The organism is Herbaspirillum sp. Her2, assembly GCF_057961375.1.
The window spans coordinates 811096-826786 of sequence record NZ_CM176331.1 but is presented as its reverse complement, the minus strand read 5'-3'; the positions used below and the strand labels follow the sequence as shown (position 1 = coordinate 826786).

Here is a 15691-nt window from a genome sequence, read left to right as displayed (position 1 = left end):
GATTCCTTTCGTTCGGGGTTACTGCGTCAATTGAAATTTGATCGGTACGACCACATAGGCAGGCAGCGCCCTGCCCTGCTCCACATAGGGCTGGAAGCGTGCGCGCCGGACGGCCTCGCGCGCGGCCTGGTCGAGGCTGGCGATGCCGGAAGAGCGTTCCAGTGCAATCTGCTCCACCCCGCCCTGGGCATCGATCAGCACGCGCAGCAGCACCTCGCCTTCATCGCCGCGACGGCGGGCCGCAGCGGGATAGACCGGCTGCGGTGCAGTGAGGTACTGAACGCCGCTGGTAATGACGGGCGGGCGGATCATCGGGGCGACCGGCGTCACCGGGGCAGCGGCGGCCTCGGGCGCAGACGCTGGAGCAGTTGGCGAGGAAGGAGCAGATGGCGCAGATGACGTATCAGCAGAAGTGACCATGGCCGGCGCGGGTGCCACGGCCTGACGGGCGTGCGGCATGGGTGCCGGCCGCAATGGCACGGTGCGCACGGGGGCTGCAGGATGCGGTGATGTCGCAGGCAAGGGCGGCTGCGGTGCGGACTCGAGGAGTGCCAGCATCACGGTGGGCGGTACCGGTGGCGTGGAGATGGGCGCGGGCAAGGCGTGCATCTGCGTGGCCAGCCACAGCAAGCCCAGATGCGCAGCCAGCACCAGCAGCGCCGGCTGCGCTCTGCGCAGCATGGCCGCACCGGGTACCGTGCGCTGTGGAGAAAGAGGAAGGGATGACAGCATGACTCTTGCCGCGTCGCGCGGCCTTGCTCTGAAAAAAGCAGGAGTCTAGGCAGTCAAGATGACCTCGCCGTTACGCATTGATGACAACGGCGTCAGGAAAGCCCCATGAGATGTAAAAATTTGTTGGCAGCATGCCGGGGCAGTGAACTCTGCGGATCAGATCGGGAGATCACGCCTCTCTGCGTCCTGCGGAGGTGGCACGCCAGCACAGAATCGATCCGGCGCACACCAGCGCCGCGCCGACCCAGAACGACGGCGGCAGCGGCGCACGCAGCAGCGCGGCCGACAGTGCCGAGGACAACACCGGGATGAAATACGAAGCCCCCGCCAGCACCGTCACGTTCCCGTGCAGGATGCCCACATTCCAGGCCGCATAACCCAGCCCCATGGCGGCAGCCGCCAGCAGCAGATAGACCAGCGCGGGCACGCTGAAGGAAAGTTCAGCGGCATGACCGCCCAGCAGAACCTTCACCCACAAGGCCAAGGCCACCAGCATGAAGAAAGGGGTCACACCGTTCCTGCCCTCGGCGATGCGGGTGGTCACGGTGCAGTAGGCCGCCCAGATCAGCGCACCGATGAAGGCCAGGCCATAGCTCAGGGGATTGTCCTGGATGTTGGCCAGCATGACCGGCAGATCCAGGCCCTGATTGCCGCCCAGCACCCAGCAGATACCCAGCATGGACAGGATGAAACCCGGCACCACCAGCAGCGTCGCGCGCTGCCCGCCGAAGAGAATCGCCGCCACCAGCGTGAAGGTCGGCCACAGGTAGTTGACCATCCCCACTTCGATGGCCTGGCGGCCGCTATGGGCGTAGCCGATCGAGAGCGACAGGCACAGTTCATACGCCACGAACAGCACGCCGCCCCACACCAGATACCTGCGCGGGAAGCTGGACAGGCGCGGGAAACCGACCGCCACCATCAGGATCAGCGAGGCCACCGTATAGATGGCTGCCGCGCCGCCGGTGGCACCGAGATGTTCGCTCACGCCGCGGATCAGGCCAACGATGGCGCTCCACAAGAGCACGGCGCTCAAACCGATCAGGGTTGCCTTCTTGCTGTTCATTGCACCTGCCCAAAAGCGCAAGAGTTTACCTCAAGGGCCGGGACCGGGCCTTGTGATAAAATCCTGCCCCTTCTGTCCGGTCTTCGGCGGCCATTGCCCGCGCGGCGGCCGGACGTATTCCATGGGTTCCCTCGCCCCCATTCATCAAAAAGGTTCATATGACGACTCTCGACCTGCGCCGCCATGCCGCGCTGCTGACCTGGCTTTCCCTGTTCCACCTTCTGGTGATCACTTCCAGCAACTACCTGGTGCAATTGCCCGTTTCGATCTTCGGGCTGCATACCACCTGGGGCGCCTTCAGCTTTCCTTTCATCTTCCTGGCGACCGATCTGACGGTGCGCTTCTTCGGTGCGCCACTGGCCCGCCGCATCATCTTCGCGGTGATGCTGCCTGCCCTGTTCATTTCCTACGGCATCTCGGCTCTCTTCTACATGGGCCAATGGCAGGGCTTCGGCGCGCTGGCGCATTTCAATGTCTTCGTGGCGCGCATCGCGGCGGCCAGCTTCATGGCCTATGTGCTGGGGCAGGTGCTGGACGTGCAGGTGTTCAATCGCCTGCGGGCTTCGCGCCACTGGTGGCTGGCACCGTCGGTATCGATGATCTTCGGCAATGCCAGCGACACCATCGCCTTCTTCTCCATCGCCTTCTGGCGCAGCAGCGATCCCTTCATGGCCGAGCACTGGGTGGAGATCGCGCTGGTCGATTACGGCTTCAAGATCGCCATCAGCCTGCTGTTCTTCCTGCCGGCATATGGCGCGCTGATGTCCTTCCTGAAGAGCTGGTTTGGCCGCCCCTTGGCGGCCGATCCGGCTTGAGTCCTGCAGCGATTTCCATCCAACGGTAAACTTGCGGCTTTGCGCGGTCTGCCCTGGCCGCGCCCTCCTCCTCTCCACCCTCCACCTGGACTGCGCATGAACTGGCCCCTGTTTGCCCTCGCCGTTGCCGCCTTCGGCATCGGCACCACTGAATTCGTCATCATGGGCCTGCTGCCCGACGTTGCGCTTGATCTGGGTGTCACGGCTCCGGCCGCCGGCATGCTGGTCTCGGGCTATGCCCTGGGCGTGGCCGCCGGTGCGCCCATCCTCGCCATCCTTACTGCCAAGTGGCCGCGCAAGCAGGCGCTGGTAGGGCTGATGTGCCTGTTCATCCTCGGCAATGTGCTGTGCGCGCTGGCCCCCAATTACCCGTTCCTGATGGTGGCGCGAGTGGTCACCGCCTTCTGCCATGCCGCCTTCTTCGGCATCGGCTCGGTGGTGGCAGCAGAACTGGTGACGCCGCAGAAGCGCGCACAGGCAGTGGCGCTGATGTTCACCGGCCTGACCGTGGCCAACATCCTGGGCGTGCCGCTGGGCACCGCCTTCGGCCATGCGGCGGGCTGGCGCTCCACCTTCGGCGTGGTGACCGGCATCGGCGTGCTGGCCGCCGTCATGCTGTGGACCATGCTGCCCAAGAAGATCCCCATGCAGGCCGGCAATATCTTCCAGGAGTTCCGCTCCATCATCGATACCCGCGTGCAGCTGTCGCTGCTGACCTCGACGCTGGCCTCGATCAGCATGTTCAGCGTGATCACCTACATCGCCTACATCCTGCTGGACGTGACCGGCTTCAGCGCCCGCGAAGAAAGCTGGGTGCTGCTGCTCTTCGGCGCGGGCATCACCGTGGGTGGCCTGGTCGGCGGCAAGCTGGCGGACTGGAAACTGATGCCGGTGATGTGCGGCGTGTTCCTGTGCATTGCCATCGTGCTGGGGCTGTTTTCCTTCACCAGCCATTACAAGTGGCCGACGCTGGCAACGATGTTCGCCTGGGGGGCTTTCGCCTTTGCGGTGGTGCCCGGTGCGCAGATCCGCGTGCTCGACACCGCACGCGGCGCGCCCAACCTCGCCTCGACCCTCAACCAGGGGGCCTTCAACCTCGGCAATGCCACTGGCGCCTGGGTCGGTGGACTGGCGATCTCGGCTGGCCTGCCGCTGACCGACCTGCCCCTGATCGGCTCGGTCTTCGCCCTGCTGGGCCTGGTGACGGTGGCCGTCTCGGCCTCGCTGGACAAGCGCGTTCGCGCTCCGGCCTGACTCTTCCCCGCTCCGAAAAAAAGGCGCTTGACCCTCACGGGCAAGCGCCTTTGTTCATTCCGGCGAAGATGCTGAAGCGATCAAACCGCCTTCAGATGCGCCGAAGCGACGAAGTTGTCGAAGAAACTTTCACATCGGGCCAATTGCTCCAGTGTCACGAACTCGTTGGGCTTGTGCGCATGGATGATGTCGCCCGGCCCGCAGATCACCGCCGGCATGCCGGCCTGACCGAACAGCCCGCCTTCGGTGCCGAAGCCGACCTTGCGCGCACGTTCACTACCCAGGATGCGCAGTGCCGAACTCACCAGCGGATCATCGGGCGACGTGCTCATGCCCGGATAGGCCGTCAGCGTTTCGAATTCGATGCGTCCTTGCGCACCTTCGATCTGCATCTGCGGCAGCACTTCCTGTTCTGCATAACGCTTCACTTCGTCGAACACCCCGGCCGGATCGATACCGGGCAGGAAGCGGTGTTCGAAGACAAACTCGGCCTTGTCCGGAATGATGTTGGGCGCGTTGCCGCCATTGGAGAGCGTGGTGACGATGGAGGAATACGGCACGTCGAAGTCGTAATCCTGCGCTTCCGAATGGCGCACGCGCAGCGCGATCTCGCGGATCTTCAGCTGCATCATGGCCGCATAGTCGATGCTGTTGATGCCCAGGTGCGGACACGAAGAGTGCGCCGCATGGCCATGCACCGAGCAGCGATAGGAGCGCTTGCCTTTGTGCGCGATCACGGGCTGCATCATGGTGGGCTCGCCGATGATGACGCCGGTGGGCTTGATATCGTTCTGCTGCAGGTCAGCCAGCAGTTCGCGCACCCCCAGACAGCCCACTTCTTCATCGTAAGAGAACGAAAAGTGCAGCGGTGTGTGCAGGCGATCCTGGGCGATGGCCGGCAGGCGGGCCAGACAGACCGCGATGAAACCTTTCATGTCGCAAGCGCCGCGGCCGAACAATTTGCCATCGGCCACATGCGCCACGAAGGGGTCGGTATCCCAGTTCTGTCCCTTGACCGGCACCACATCGGTATGTCCGGAGAAGACGGTACCGAAGCGGCCGGGACCGGCATCGCCCAGCGTGGCAAAGAGATTGGCCTTGCGCCGTTCGGCGTCGTAGGTCAGGCGGGTGGTGGCACCGTGGCGTTCGAGAAGATCGCGGACCCATTCGATGAGGCCCAGGTTGGATTCGCGGCTGATGGTGTTGAAACCGATGAGGGTCTTGAGGATGTCCAGCGTCGCCTCGGTCGGTTGCGCGGCGGCTGATGTCAGTGGTGCATTCATGATGATGGTGTGCCTGTTCAAATCCGGAACGGCGGGCCAGCGGTCAACAGGACAGCAGGCTGCATGTTCCCTCAGAAGTGCAGCAAGCGGCGTGCCACGGCGGACGCATGCTGGCATAGCGGCCGGTCAAGGCAAACGGTGCCCGCGCTGATCAATTCCCCAATGTTCACAATCTCAGCTGGTGGGAACTGCATGATGCAACCGGGTTCGCTGGCGTGCAAATGAAGGTTTAGCTTACACCGCAATGCAGATAGGGGTTGGGGAGATGAAAAATCTTGACGGCAGAGGCCTGGATGCCCGCTGGCAAGGATTTGCCTTGAGAGCCAATTGAAACTCGCACGACCGTCTTGTAGACAGTGGCAACAGGGCTTATCAGGAAATTCCTGCTAGGAGCTTTTTCGCATTTTTGTCAGACTGCAGATGAAGTTTTGTGCCCGGAGCAGCGCCCGCAGAGGTCAGCATGGATTCCCGTGGCACAGGAATGGTGATCAGGGTCACTACAAGAGAAGGACAAGACCATGAAACCGCCGATCATACTGATGATTGAGTCGAACGGCGAAGCAGTAGAGCTGGCGCGCTTTGCGCTCTGGCGCAACAATTTTCATTGTGTATTGCAGTGGGTTGACGAAGCAGACGCGGCCATCGAGGGACTGTTGCAGCGCCGTGCGGATGGCGAGATGCAGCTGCCGGGCATGATCTTTCTGGACCCAGGCATGATGGAAAACAACGGCCTGGACTTCATCCAGGCCATGAAGGCGGGCCGCGACACGCGTGCGGTGCCGATCGTGGTATTTCCGGACAGTGACTATCCGCCGGAGATGCCTGCCTTGCTGGAAGCCGGCGCCGTGGAATATCTGCTCAAACCCGAGACGGCCCAGCAGTTCATGGAGGTGGTGGTGGACCGTGCGCGGCGCTGGAGCAAGCGGCGGCGCAGGCGTTCGGCTTCAGCTTCAGCTTCGACTTCCAATGCAAGTGCAGGCAGAGGGGAGGCGGACGGAGAAGCTGGAACCTCCTGAGCGGAAAGAAAAAACGCCGTGTGCTTCAGTGCTCACGGCGTTGTTCTTGTGCCCGCGCGATGGGCGGGCGAGGTGATGCTTATTTCTTCACGCGCGTACTGATGTGGCCATCGAATTCGCGCTGCGCGGCTTCGAGCTTCTTGAGGGCTTCCTGCCAAGGCTGGTAATCCGCCTCGGTGAGCCAGGAGCCGCCGGGATTCTGCTTCCACTGTTCGAGCTTGGCGGTCATCTTTTCATATTCTTCCAGCTGCGCGACCAGCAGGGATTCCATTTGCGTCTTCAACTCTTCGGCACGGACGATCCAGGGGTCTTGTTCCAGTTCTGACATGGGCGGCTTTCCTTGGTGTGAATAATGTGTCGGATGCTATCACGAAGAGGGCTGCTTGCCGCCGGGAGGCGATTCAGGTGCACCAGGGCCCTTCTCTTTGACGGCGGCGGCAGCGACTCCGGGCTTCCAGCCGAGGCGGGGAAACGACTGACACAGACATTTCCAAGAAACGAAAAAGAACCTGCCGAGGCGAAAAGCACTTCACTGATGGTCAACGGCCATAATGAAGCCATTTATTCCGCTGTTGGAGCGAAGGATGTCTCAGAGAAATTAAATATAATGTCGACTACCCAATTTTCCCGGCAGCCTTGCAGAGGCATCAAGGCGTATAAGTAAATGAGATCGACATTAACGGAACTTGGTGCCGAGCTAGCGTTATATTCAATTGACGCAGTGAGCGACATGATTATTTGGCTCGACGAAGACGGATTTTACGTATTCGTCAATAAGGCTGCCACAGAGTTTTTAGGCTATACATCTCAAGAGCTAAGTCAATTGAGGGTCTGTGATATTGATCCAGACTTTGACGAGGTACGCTGGAAAGATCATTGGAAGGAGCTTGAGATAAAGCAGACCGTTTGTCTGGAAACGACCAACAGGAACAAATCTGGCCAGATTATTCCAATTGAAGTGAATGCAAGCCTGGTTCAATTTGAAGGAAGAAGATTTAATTGCTCTATCGTTCGAAATATCTCTGAAAGGAAGCGTACTGAAGCCTCACTGCTCGCGCTGAACAAGCAAATCTATTTGCTGAGCATTACCGATGACCTGACCCAAATAGCGAATCGACGCTATTTTGATGAGGTGTTTAAAAGAGAGCTTCAACGTGCGCTAGAACAGAACATTCCTTTTTCTTTGGTTCTTATCGACGTCGATTATTTCAAAGCATTCAATGATCTATACGGGCATATACAAGGAGATCATTGCTTAAAACGCGTAGCGGCCACGATCAGCGCATTGATTCAATCGACGAATGAATTGGCCGCGAGATACGGAGGGGAAGAATTTGTATGCATTCTGCCTGGCATGTCTCCAAATAATGTTTTGATATTTGGTGAAAGACTAAGACAAGCAATCCAAGATCTCGCAATTCCACACAATGGATCTTCTTTCGGGACTATCACCGTCAGTATCGGCGTGTCCACCTTGGAGATTGCCAGCAACATCTCGACCGAGAACCTGCTCTTTGAGGCTGATCAACATCTCTATCGAGCCAAAGCGAACGGTCGCAATCGGGTCGAAGGAAAACCTCACCGGTAGCTCAAGTGTTACCAGGATCATGCCACAGTCGCCTGTAGTGGTTTCTGGCTCCAAGGAAGAGATCGATGCTACGGAATGGTGGTCGAAGACCGTCACGCATTCCATCACGGGAAGCCGCTTTACTTTGCGCATCGCGTTCAAGAAAAAAGCCGAACCGGGCGACACTGAGCGCGAGCTCGATCATGATCCAGAGGAAGGCATCACCGGCTTGAACGCGGAGTGGCGGACAAAGCCAAAAAGAAGAACAAGGGCATTGAGCTGGTTAGCAAGGTCGACAATATGAAAACGTTCAAACGAACTTACACCATAAAGCAAAGTGCGAAACGTGCCGCGGCTCTACATCAGGCCAAAATCAAAGAGGTCCGCGAGATCATCTCGGAAAACAAGCAAGATTCATCAAGAATAAAAATGAGGAAAACTCCAGCAGGGGTTTTCCTCTAAATCATCGTTGGCCTTTACAACCTCATCTACATTACTTCGCCGTTGTAGCGTTCGACTCGCGTGCAATCTCCTCGTTGAAGTTGGCATTAAAAGAGACATTCTGGAGAGCCCAGCGATCCTTGAAGCGGTACAGAGTCAGCTCAAACAGAACAGGCTGGCGTTCATAGTTCAACATGTACTTCATGTAGACGTAACGGGTGCCGATGGTGCGTTCCGAGATCATCTCGGCGTCACCGAACTTCCCCATTGACTGTTGGTAGGTCTTAACCACTTCGCGCAGACTCCGGATCTGGTCAGAAAGCTCCTTCGCATAGGGAGATGTCTTCGTGAGGTAGTCCAGCGCTTCCATCGGCTTTCCAGATTGATACAGAGACAAGAAACGCTCAGGGATGCCATCGTAACGATCGGCTGCGTATGCATTCAACGAGAACATCAACATGATAGCAATCAAAAAGCGGCGCATGGTTTTCTCCTGGTCAGGTAGTGGCCCCGTCAATCGCTGGGCCATGGAAAACCTCATGCAATGGCTAGGTTGCCGCTGTGTTTCGTGCTGTCGCATTTTTATTACAACTGAAATCTGCAAGGCGTTCCAAGATTTAAACGCTTCAATTTCCGAGATTTCCTGCATTTCATGACGTGACATATCAAACGCCTGCACGTCAAGACACACCAATTGATTACCAAGGATAGGCGCTAAAAGTCGCGCTGCATTGGAATGCGTGGAAATAGGAAAGCAGGGAGATCATCTCGGGGAGCAGGTCAACTGCTGGCCGGAACCCGACTTCAAACACTATCGGCTAGAGGCAGGTCGGCGCCAATAGTATAGGTCCCCAACGGATGCCCCTCTCTTGAGTTCAATTTCATTGATATCAGGAACATCAACACGTCGCTCCCAGAGAGGAAACCAATGGCAGTCTCGCGTATCGTCTCCCGTGACCTTGCGGGTATTTTTCGCCATCTCTTTGTTACATGCACCGAACTGCACAAAGTTGACTTGCGACTCTATCAGGCTAGCGGGATTAGCGCCGTGGACATGAGGATAGTACAACTGCAGCTCGTCATCCTCCCAAAAACAGATGGGACAAATATCGTATGAACCGGGCGGTGCAGGAAAGACCTCATAGCCGCAGCAAGGGCAGGTAAACATATTCTGGTACGTCTCGTTGTGACCGATAGTGGAGATGACCTCCGTCGGTAATTTGTAGCCAGTCAGGCAGTGAGTCGGTTGTCGATCATATTCGATTCCAGCCAGGCACGACGGACCGTAGCTGGAGGTTGGTAGTTATGTGCGCTATGCGGCCTGCGCTCGTTGTAGAACTGACGCCATCTTTCAATCAGCACTTTCGCCTCTGCCCGACTGCGGAACCACTCCCGGTTAAGCAGTTCGTCACGCAGCTTGCCATTGAAGCTTTCTACGAATCCGTTCTGCCATGGACTGCCTAGCGCAATGAAGGCGGGCCCAACGAAGGCATCCCGCGGCCAGCGCATGACCTTGGCCGCTGTGAACTCGGCTCCGTTGTCCGACCGAACGTAGGCTGGGTTTCCATGTAACCGCATCAATCGCGAGAGCGTCAAGATGACATCCTGGGAGCGCAAACTGGCAACAACTTCGATGGACAGGCATTCCCGGGGGTATTCGTCAATCACACACAGCATCTTCAACGAGCGTCCATCCACCATCTGGTCATGAACAAAGTCGTAGTTCCAGACCGAATTAGGCTTGGTTGCTCCAGGTAACCGAATATCATTGCCGCATCGACGCCTGCGAGGCCGCTTTCGTGGAATGCCCATTTTGAGCGAGCTCCAGAGCCGTCGCACTCGGGACTCGCCCAAGGCCAGCCAGGCATACATCCGCCGATAGCCGAATCGGGGAACCTCTTGCGACGCCGCGATGAGCTGCTGCGTCAGGCTCCGATCCTTTTCAGGTTGTAGCAACTGATAACCCGCTACCCACCGGCTCAGATCCAGATAGCGATGGCGACCGCCGCCGGCCGACAAAGGTGCCCGGCTGCAGCGTGACAGCGGCGAGGTCATCATGGAGCTGGTGGATGTCCAGGTGGATGCCATCAAGGCCTCGCGCATGGTCATCAAGGGGATCGAGCGACGGCAGACCGAGCGCGGGGTGGTGGAGTTCGCGCAGGCCTGGCTGTGCGTGCAGGCGGGGACGCCTTTGCTGGAGACTTCGCGGGAGAGGTTTTTCAAGCAGAGCGGCGACGGCAGGCAATGAACTGTGCATTTCAGCGAACATGGGCAATCAGTTCGGCGAGCAATCTGGAAGAATCTGACTTCACATCGATTGCTCCCATTGTTTCTTTGAGCCAAGATGTCCGCAACCGGCCAGGAGCGGACGTTGGTTAGAACATAGAGCGAAGAAATAGCCAGAAAAACTCTGAGTAAGCCCCCGATCCATTAACGATCTAAAACCATGTCGGAACTGAACATTGCAGAAATTCCGTACGAGACTGGCGAATTGAAGTTTCGGTATTCTCGCTATATTTCACCAGACGGCTCAAGATGGCTGAGGCACGGTCTCTTCCGCGCCTACTATCAATCGGGCGAGCTGCAGTCCGAAGGGAATTATGTTGACGGCCATGAGCACGGCACTTGGCGCGATTTTCATAAGAATGGTCAATTGGCAGCAGAGGGCCAGTATGAGCACGGAGTCGAATCCGGTGAATGGAAGTATTGGCGTGAGGACGGGAGCTCGGAATGAAATCTGACTTAATGGACGCCCGCTTACGGCCAGAAGCAGCCACTTCTTTAAAGAAATTCAAATGATGCAGATAAACGATGCTGCACAGCGAGGTGCAGCAATGCAGCAGTATCTTCAAAATAGGATTAATTCCTACCTTAATGGAGGCAACTAATGCCTGTGCTGAATTCCCATGTTCTTTCCAGCGATGGGCAGCCTTGGTTTTCAATTGAAGTATCGTCAACTCACGAGGCAGGGGTGAGTTCCTTCATGGAACATCTTGAGGGGTGTATTAAGCGTGGGGAGCACTTCAATGATGGTAATACCGTTGACATGGGATGGGGGCGGCTAAAGCTAATTGCGAATAAGAATGGAAGCCTAGTGGTTCATGAGCCTTCATTCTCTGAGTTTCCGATTAGGTGGGTTCCGGGTGCGAATAGAACTTTTTCCCAGTTGATGGTGCAGAGACAGCTCTGCGCTGAAATTGGAGTTGAACCAGACTTTTTTTCACTTATGCAAGCTGGTCTTGTTTCCAAGGTGATGCTTCAACGCTCTGGAGACTTTCAAATGGACCGATATACGGGAGATGGTAAGGAAAATTCTGGCTGGACGTTCTATGAAATGGGAAAGGTTGATGCTTCCGAGGTAGCTTGGGCATCTTTGTTTCAAATTTGTTTAACATATCCTCAGGTTGCACCATTTTTTGGTTTGCCGTCGGAATCGCATATCGTTTATCGTCGTGACTTAATTGAAGTCTCTTGCGCTGGAAGGTTAATTGACTCAAATTCCAATGAATTTTTGCGAAGTTTGCTTTTGTCAAAAAATTATGGGCCGACTGTATAGAAATAAATAAGTGGGTCAAATAGTGTAGATCTCAAATTGACCTGGAAAAAGCGATGAATTGCTTACTATTTATCCCCGCATCTCGATCTATCATCGTGTCGGATACAACATTGCTGATAGGCGCTCTTCTCAACTCCAAAGCATCACATCCGAATACCGTCTCCGAAAATTAGTTGGTCTGCTCTCGGCCAATACCGGCCTTTGTAGTAATTGGAGCCTTTGTGTCAGAAATCACCGAATTTATTGAGCACTACACACCTTCGGGACGTGAAAGAATTTCGTTCGCTTGGAACGGGAAGCACGCCGAAGAATTCGTCGACGCAAATCAATCTTTTCGGTGGAGCGCTGTACAGGAATGCCTGGCGAATTCCGAGCGAGTGTCGTTGCTCCTGCTTGAAGATCTCTTTCTTGCCGATGCGGATTGGGCGGTACAGGCTTGGGGAGTGCCGGGACATTTCGCTCCGCTTGGTAGTGCATTGTTGGTTCGTGGCGGGAGCGCCGCGCTTGAGTCGTTCTCAAAAGGGTTTAATGCGTCATTTGATACCTTTGGTGCTTGCCACGAAATTCAGCTTCCGATGGGCTTATTGCCTTCGCTAGTAACCTCAGTACGTGAAATGCGCGAGCACCTCACGGATGAGCAACAGAAAGCTAGACTAGAGAGCACGCTTGAACTATTTCAAAAGCTCGAACGACGGGCTGCAGCCGCAGGTTGGGTAAAAATTGTACCTAGGACGGAGGTTTCAGATATTGGAATCGTAAGGCGTCGTTGGTACCGCAAGGCTTGGGGATGGTTTCTCCGTAAATCTAGCTAGGGTCGAGTGAAATCTGAACTTTTGGACGGCTGCAATCGGCCAGAAACGGACATGTTAAATTACGTGGCGGAATGGTTGAATCTCGCAGCCGGGCAGGTCAGAACTGCGGAATTAGTATTTTCTCCCCCTCTAGGCACAGAGCCGAGCGCTCGGCGAACCAATTCCAGTAGTGTGACGCCGCCCGGATCTACGCCTGTCTCCGGATTTGAAAATGGTTACTGGGTATCGATACAAAATGGTTAATCGATAGATCAGGTGACCGGTGTAACTGAGACGAGAGTGCAGAAGCATGTTCTGATGATGCCCAACGGAGTGCTACCACCGAGATAAGAGAGGCCGAGTTTGATCGAAGATAGGGACCTTGCAGAATTTTTTCACACCATCTGTAGCGGGGTGACAGTGGGAATCGGCTCGATCATTTTGCTTTTCGTTAGCGGGGCGCAGATTCTCATCCAGCGCACGTTTGAATGTACTGACGCAGACTCTAGCCGACTAGGCCATGGAGAAGATGCGAGCACGAGTCCAATCTTATTTGATTGTCTAAATCATGTGGTCGAAGCCGCGGAGATCGACCATGAGAACACGCTGACCCTGAACTTTGATGATGGTATGTGTTTAAGGATAATCCCGGAACGAAATGGGCTGGAGTCTTATGTGGTTACTACCCACCATGGGATCTTTCCAATTACTGTTAGTTGATGTTCACGGCTAGTGCATTTGCGTTAGTGGGCATGAACGATGAGCTGTAGACAAAGCGATTCTTTGTAATGCGCTATGTCCAAAATATGTTGACTAAATTCCGCAATCGGCCAGCAGCGGACGTAGGTGACATTCAGACAACCAGACCTCGGACTTATTGGAGTATATGTATGGCTCAAGCCCAACCTTTACTGTGCGCGGCTGCAAACGTGGAAGTCCCGGCCTACCTCGTCCTCAGCCAGAAGACTTACATGGTTACCGCACCCGGAAATGACGGCTGGCACGCCGAGAAAGACGGCATGAGTTTTCAGGCCGAAAGTCTGATAGAACTACTTGGGCTTGTGAGCATGTATGAAGCGCGTGGTCCCAAATGGGCAGCTGCCGATCAAGAGATTGACGACTTCTTGGCGAAGCACGACCAGTAAATTCCTGTGTCCACTTTGGAGTCGACTGCTGCCAGTCCTGAATCTCCGTGAATTTTCCAGTGCAGCGACTTGCTATCCTGGCGCTCTTCGTGCGGCGGCGAGACCAGCTGCGATGGCTCGATAGATTCTGCCGTCCGCGTTGCCGGCGTGATCGCTCATGGTTGTTTTCCCTCATTGGCAGGAAGTTGATAGGGACGGAAACGGACCACCTTTTGGGCCGCCCATTCGTTCAAGGAAAGAAACTGCCCCTGCAACGGCTCAATCTCATTGCAGCCAAACACCGCAGCCGCCTTCGTCACATCCCCAAATCCTCGGGTGTTATTGGGCATCGTCCCCAACAACTGCGGCGGCACCCTATGCGCAGCCAGCACATCATCCCGCGTGCAGTTCTTGATATTGAAGAATTCATCCTTGGCCGCGATCTCCGCCACCGGCAGAATCTGCACCCCGTCCTTCTTCCCCCCAGGCGCATAGAGAAACAGATTCCGAAAATTCCCCGGCCCCTTGCTGTTGCGCATGGCCTCGCGCAGCTTGTCCACGTCGGCCACATTGCTAACGGTATCCGTCATGTACAGGATGAACCCCGCATGCGATCCATTGAGGTAATACCGCCGGCGAAACAGCGTGGCCGACTCATTGAGCCAGGCCGACTGCAGCGCGCTCACGTACTGCGGCACGCCATAGATCTCCTGGTTGATGTCCGGTGCCTGCAGGTGCCACACCGAATCCGCCGCAAACGCATGCGGCGCGCGCCAGCCGTCGACGAAGTAATACTGCCCCGGCACTACACCCACACGCACATACTTGGCCAGCGCCGGCTTGATCGCCAGCAGCTTGCCCGTCACGCTCTCCCGCCGCTCCGCATAGCAATTCCCGAACAACAGAAAATCCAGCGCCAGCCGCGTGAAATCAGCCCGCGACAGCAGCGCCGAAGGCTCGAAGGTCGATGCCAGAATATTGACCTTGCACCAGATGGCACTGGCGTGATGCACGCTGGCATTGAGTGAACGCGCCAGGCCGCTCATGCTCAAGGGCGGCTCATACCAGTCGCCATTGCGATAGCACTCGATGTCGCTGAGCATGTCACGCCCCTCGAGTACCGGCATAGGGTCCCCAAAAGTGAACACCTCCACTCCGGATGCGGCTCGGGGCGGTCTTTCCGGCAAGGCAGGTGAAGAAAAATCCGAAAAACCGGTTGCCGCCCGGCGGCGGCGCGATTGATGTTTCATCAGGTGATCTCCATGAATGAAGTATTGCTGGCCGTGCTGCCCTCGAAGGGCTCATAGTCCAGCGCGTGCATGACCGACCAGGCCAGGTCGGCGTGACCGGTCTCCTGCGAACGGCCGGCGTCATAGGTCACGGCCCGACCGCTGGGCGTGAGAATCTTGCGGATGGCCATGAAGGACTGCGCAATGTCCGTCCACCCGGCATCGAACTGCAGCCGACCGGCACCAGCGGCCCACGTGTTGATCCTCAACGACACTGCACAGAGCGTCATCAATGGCCAGCGCGGGAAGGATGCCAAGTACGTTTTCCCCTATCGGGGCGGGCGGATCGTGGAGATGGGAAACAACGGCTGGAACCAAGCGCGCGAGCGGGCGAAATTGCCGCAAGTGCGCGTACATGACCTGCGGCACACGTATGGCCCCCGCCTGCGCGCCGCCGGCGTCTCCGAAGAAGACCGGGCGCTATTGCTGGGCCACGCCAACAAGAGCATGCCCGAGCACTACGCGACTGGAACGGTCGAGCGCCTGGTCGACCAGGCCAACAAGGTCGAACTCACGCGGAAGAGGATGACGATCTTGCGCGTGGTCAACGGCTGAACAAGGTCACGCAAAAGTCACGCAGGCCGTTTTTGCAGAGTCACGCAAAAGCAAAAGGCCTCTAACGCGGTAACGTTAGAGGCCTTTATCTGCAAGGCTTGCGCCTTAGTGCATTTGGTTGCGGGGGCAGGATTTGCCCGTTATCTACCTTTCCGAATCAGCTGAAAAGCTCCGTTAATGGCCGGTCCCAAGCCTCGGCTTC

General features: G+C 56.7%; 19 protein-coding genes and 2 pseudogenes. 12 read left to right on the top strand and 9 right to left on the bottom strand.

All coding sequences use genetic code 11. The annotated features are described in order from the left end of the window. Positions 1–18: 18 nt before the first annotated feature. Both ACWHXP_RS03815 and yddG read right to left on the bottom strand, forming a co-directional pair. On the bottom strand, positions 19–732 hold the full coding sequence (locus ACWHXP_RS03815) for an energy transducer TonB (protein WP_489634458.1): 714 nt from the start codon (positions 730–732) through the stop codon (positions 19–21). 169 nt (positions 733–901) lie between these two features. After that, positions 902–1798, bottom strand: coding sequence for an aromatic amino acid DMT transporter YddG (yddG, locus tag ACWHXP_RS03810; protein ID WP_489634459.1), 897 nt, complete (start codon positions 1796–1798; stop codon positions 902–904). Between the two features lie 158 nt (positions 1799–1956). Between yddG and ACWHXP_RS03805 the strand changes: the two genes are divergently transcribed. After that, complete coding sequence (locus ACWHXP_RS03805) at positions 1957–2613, top strand: 7-cyano-7-deazaguanine/7-aminomethyl-7-deazaguanine transporter (protein WP_039784818.1); 657 nt, start codon at positions 1957–1959, stop codon at positions 2611–2613. 96 nt (positions 2614–2709) lie between these two features. Next, on the top strand, positions 2710–3867 hold the full coding sequence (locus ACWHXP_RS03800) for an MFS transporter (RefSeq protein WP_039784817.1): 1158 nt from the start codon (positions 2710–2712) through the stop codon (positions 3865–3867). A gap of 80 nt (positions 3868–3947) precedes the next feature. Here ACWHXP_RS03800 and argE read toward each other — a convergent pair whose 3' ends face one another. Further along, complete coding sequence (gene argE / locus ACWHXP_RS03795; protein WP_276843959.1) at positions 3948–5150, bottom strand: acetylornithine deacetylase; 1203 nt, start codon at positions 5148–5150, stop codon at positions 3948–3950. 518 nt (positions 5151–5668) lie between these two features. On the opposite strand from argE, the gene ACWHXP_RS03790 reads away from it, so the two are divergent. Continuing rightward, positions 5669–6166 carry a response regulator gene (locus ACWHXP_RS03790; protein ID WP_287019554.1) on the top strand — a complete coding sequence of 166 codons (498 nt, stop codon included), beginning with the start codon at positions 5669–5671 and terminating at the stop codon, positions 6164–6166. Between the two features lie 79 nt (positions 6167–6245). On the opposite strand, the gene ACWHXP_RS03785 is transcribed toward ACWHXP_RS03790, so the two are convergent. Beyond that, a complete protein-coding gene (locus tag ACWHXP_RS03785; RefSeq protein WP_134222917.1) occupies positions 6246–6494 on the bottom strand; it encodes a hypothetical protein in 249 nt (82 codons plus the stop codon). Positions 6495–6830: 336 nt separating this feature from the next. On the opposite strand from ACWHXP_RS03785, the gene ACWHXP_RS03780 reads away from it, so the two are divergent. After that, a complete protein-coding gene (locus ACWHXP_RS03780) occupies positions 6831–7754 on the top strand; it encodes a GGDEF domain-containing protein (protein ID WP_489634460.1) in 924 nt (307 codons plus the stop codon). Between the two features lie 19 nt (positions 7755–7773). Then, positions 7774–8037: a hypothetical protein gene (locus tag ACWHXP_RS03775; RefSeq protein WP_489634461.1), complete on the top strand. Its 264-nt coding sequence runs from the start codon at positions 7774–7776 to the stop codon at positions 8035–8037. Positions 8038–8226: 189 nt separating this feature from the next. Here the strand turns inward: ACWHXP_RS03775 and ACWHXP_RS03770 are convergent, their stop codons facing one another. The 3 genes and pseudogenes from ACWHXP_RS03770 to ACWHXP_RS03760 form a co-directional block, all read right to left on the bottom strand. Next, positions 8227–8838, bottom strand: a complete 612-nt coding sequence (locus ACWHXP_RS03770; protein ID WP_489634462.1) for a hypothetical protein — start codon at positions 8836–8838, stop codon at positions 8227–8229. A 147-nt stretch (positions 8839–8985) separates the two neighbouring features. Further along, positions 8986–9342: a CPCC family cysteine-rich protein gene (locus tag ACWHXP_RS03765; protein WP_134222920.1), complete on the bottom strand. Its 357-nt coding sequence runs from the start codon at positions 9340–9342 to the stop codon at positions 8986–8988. A 62-nt stretch (positions 9343–9404) separates the two neighbouring features. Next, positions 9405–10169 (bottom strand): annotated as a pseudogene (locus ACWHXP_RS03760) (IS3 family transposase); the annotation flags it as partial. Positions 10170–10230: 61 nt separating this feature from the next. Here ACWHXP_RS03760 and ACWHXP_RS03755 point away from each other — a divergent pair. The 6 genes from ACWHXP_RS03755 (at position 10231) to ACWHXP_RS03730 (ending at position 13666) form a co-directional block, all read left to right on the top strand. Then, positions 10231–10422: a hypothetical protein gene (locus tag ACWHXP_RS03755; RefSeq protein WP_489634463.1), complete on the top strand. Its 192-nt coding sequence runs from the start codon at positions 10231–10233 to the stop codon at positions 10420–10422. Between the two features lie 198 nt (positions 10423–10620). Then, on the top strand, positions 10621–10908 hold the full coding sequence (locus tag ACWHXP_RS03750) for a toxin-antitoxin system YwqK family antitoxin (protein ID WP_489634464.1): 288 nt from the start codon (positions 10621–10623) through the stop codon (positions 10906–10908). A gap of 153 nt (positions 10909–11061) precedes the next feature. Further along, positions 11062–11730 carry a hypothetical protein gene (locus tag ACWHXP_RS03745; protein ID WP_489634465.1) on the top strand — a complete coding sequence of 223 codons (669 nt, stop codon included), beginning with the start codon at positions 11062–11064 and terminating at the stop codon, positions 11728–11730. Positions 11731–11951: 221 nt separating this feature from the next. After that, positions 11952–12542: a hypothetical protein gene (locus ACWHXP_RS03740; RefSeq protein WP_489634466.1), complete on the top strand. Its 591-nt coding sequence runs from the start codon at positions 11952–11954 to the stop codon at positions 12540–12542. Between the two features lie 393 nt (positions 12543–12935). Continuing rightward, positions 12936–13241, top strand: coding sequence for a DUF6188 family protein (locus tag ACWHXP_RS03735; protein WP_489637774.1), 306 nt, complete (start codon positions 12936–12938; stop codon positions 13239–13241). Positions 13242–13411: 170 nt separating this feature from the next. Continuing rightward, complete coding sequence (locus tag ACWHXP_RS03730; RefSeq protein ID WP_489634467.1) at positions 13412–13666, top strand: hypothetical protein; 255 nt, start codon at positions 13412–13414, stop codon at positions 13664–13666. Positions 13667–13821: 155 nt separating this feature from the next. Here ACWHXP_RS03730 and ACWHXP_RS03725 read toward each other — a convergent pair whose 3' ends face one another. Both ACWHXP_RS03725 and ACWHXP_RS03720 read right to left on the bottom strand, forming a co-directional pair. Continuing rightward, positions 13822–14895 (bottom strand): phage portal protein, encoded by a 1074-nt coding sequence (locus ACWHXP_RS03725; protein WP_489634468.1) that lies wholly within the window; start codon positions 14893–14895, stop codon positions 13822–13824. Beyond that, positions 14895–15113, bottom strand: a pseudogene (locus ACWHXP_RS03720) (phage terminase large subunit family protein); the annotation flags it as partial. The gene ACWHXP_RS03725 and the pseudogene ACWHXP_RS03720, both read right to left, overlap by 1 nt. Between ACWHXP_RS03720 and ACWHXP_RS03715 the strand changes: the two are divergent. Further along, positions 15058–15489 (top strand): tyrosine-type recombinase/integrase, encoded by a 432-nt coding sequence (locus ACWHXP_RS03715; RefSeq protein ID WP_489637762.1) that lies wholly within the window; start codon positions 15058–15060, stop codon positions 15487–15489. The pseudogene ACWHXP_RS03720 and the gene ACWHXP_RS03715 sit on opposite strands and share 56 nt — an antisense overlap. Positions 15490–15691: the final 202 nt, after the last annotated feature.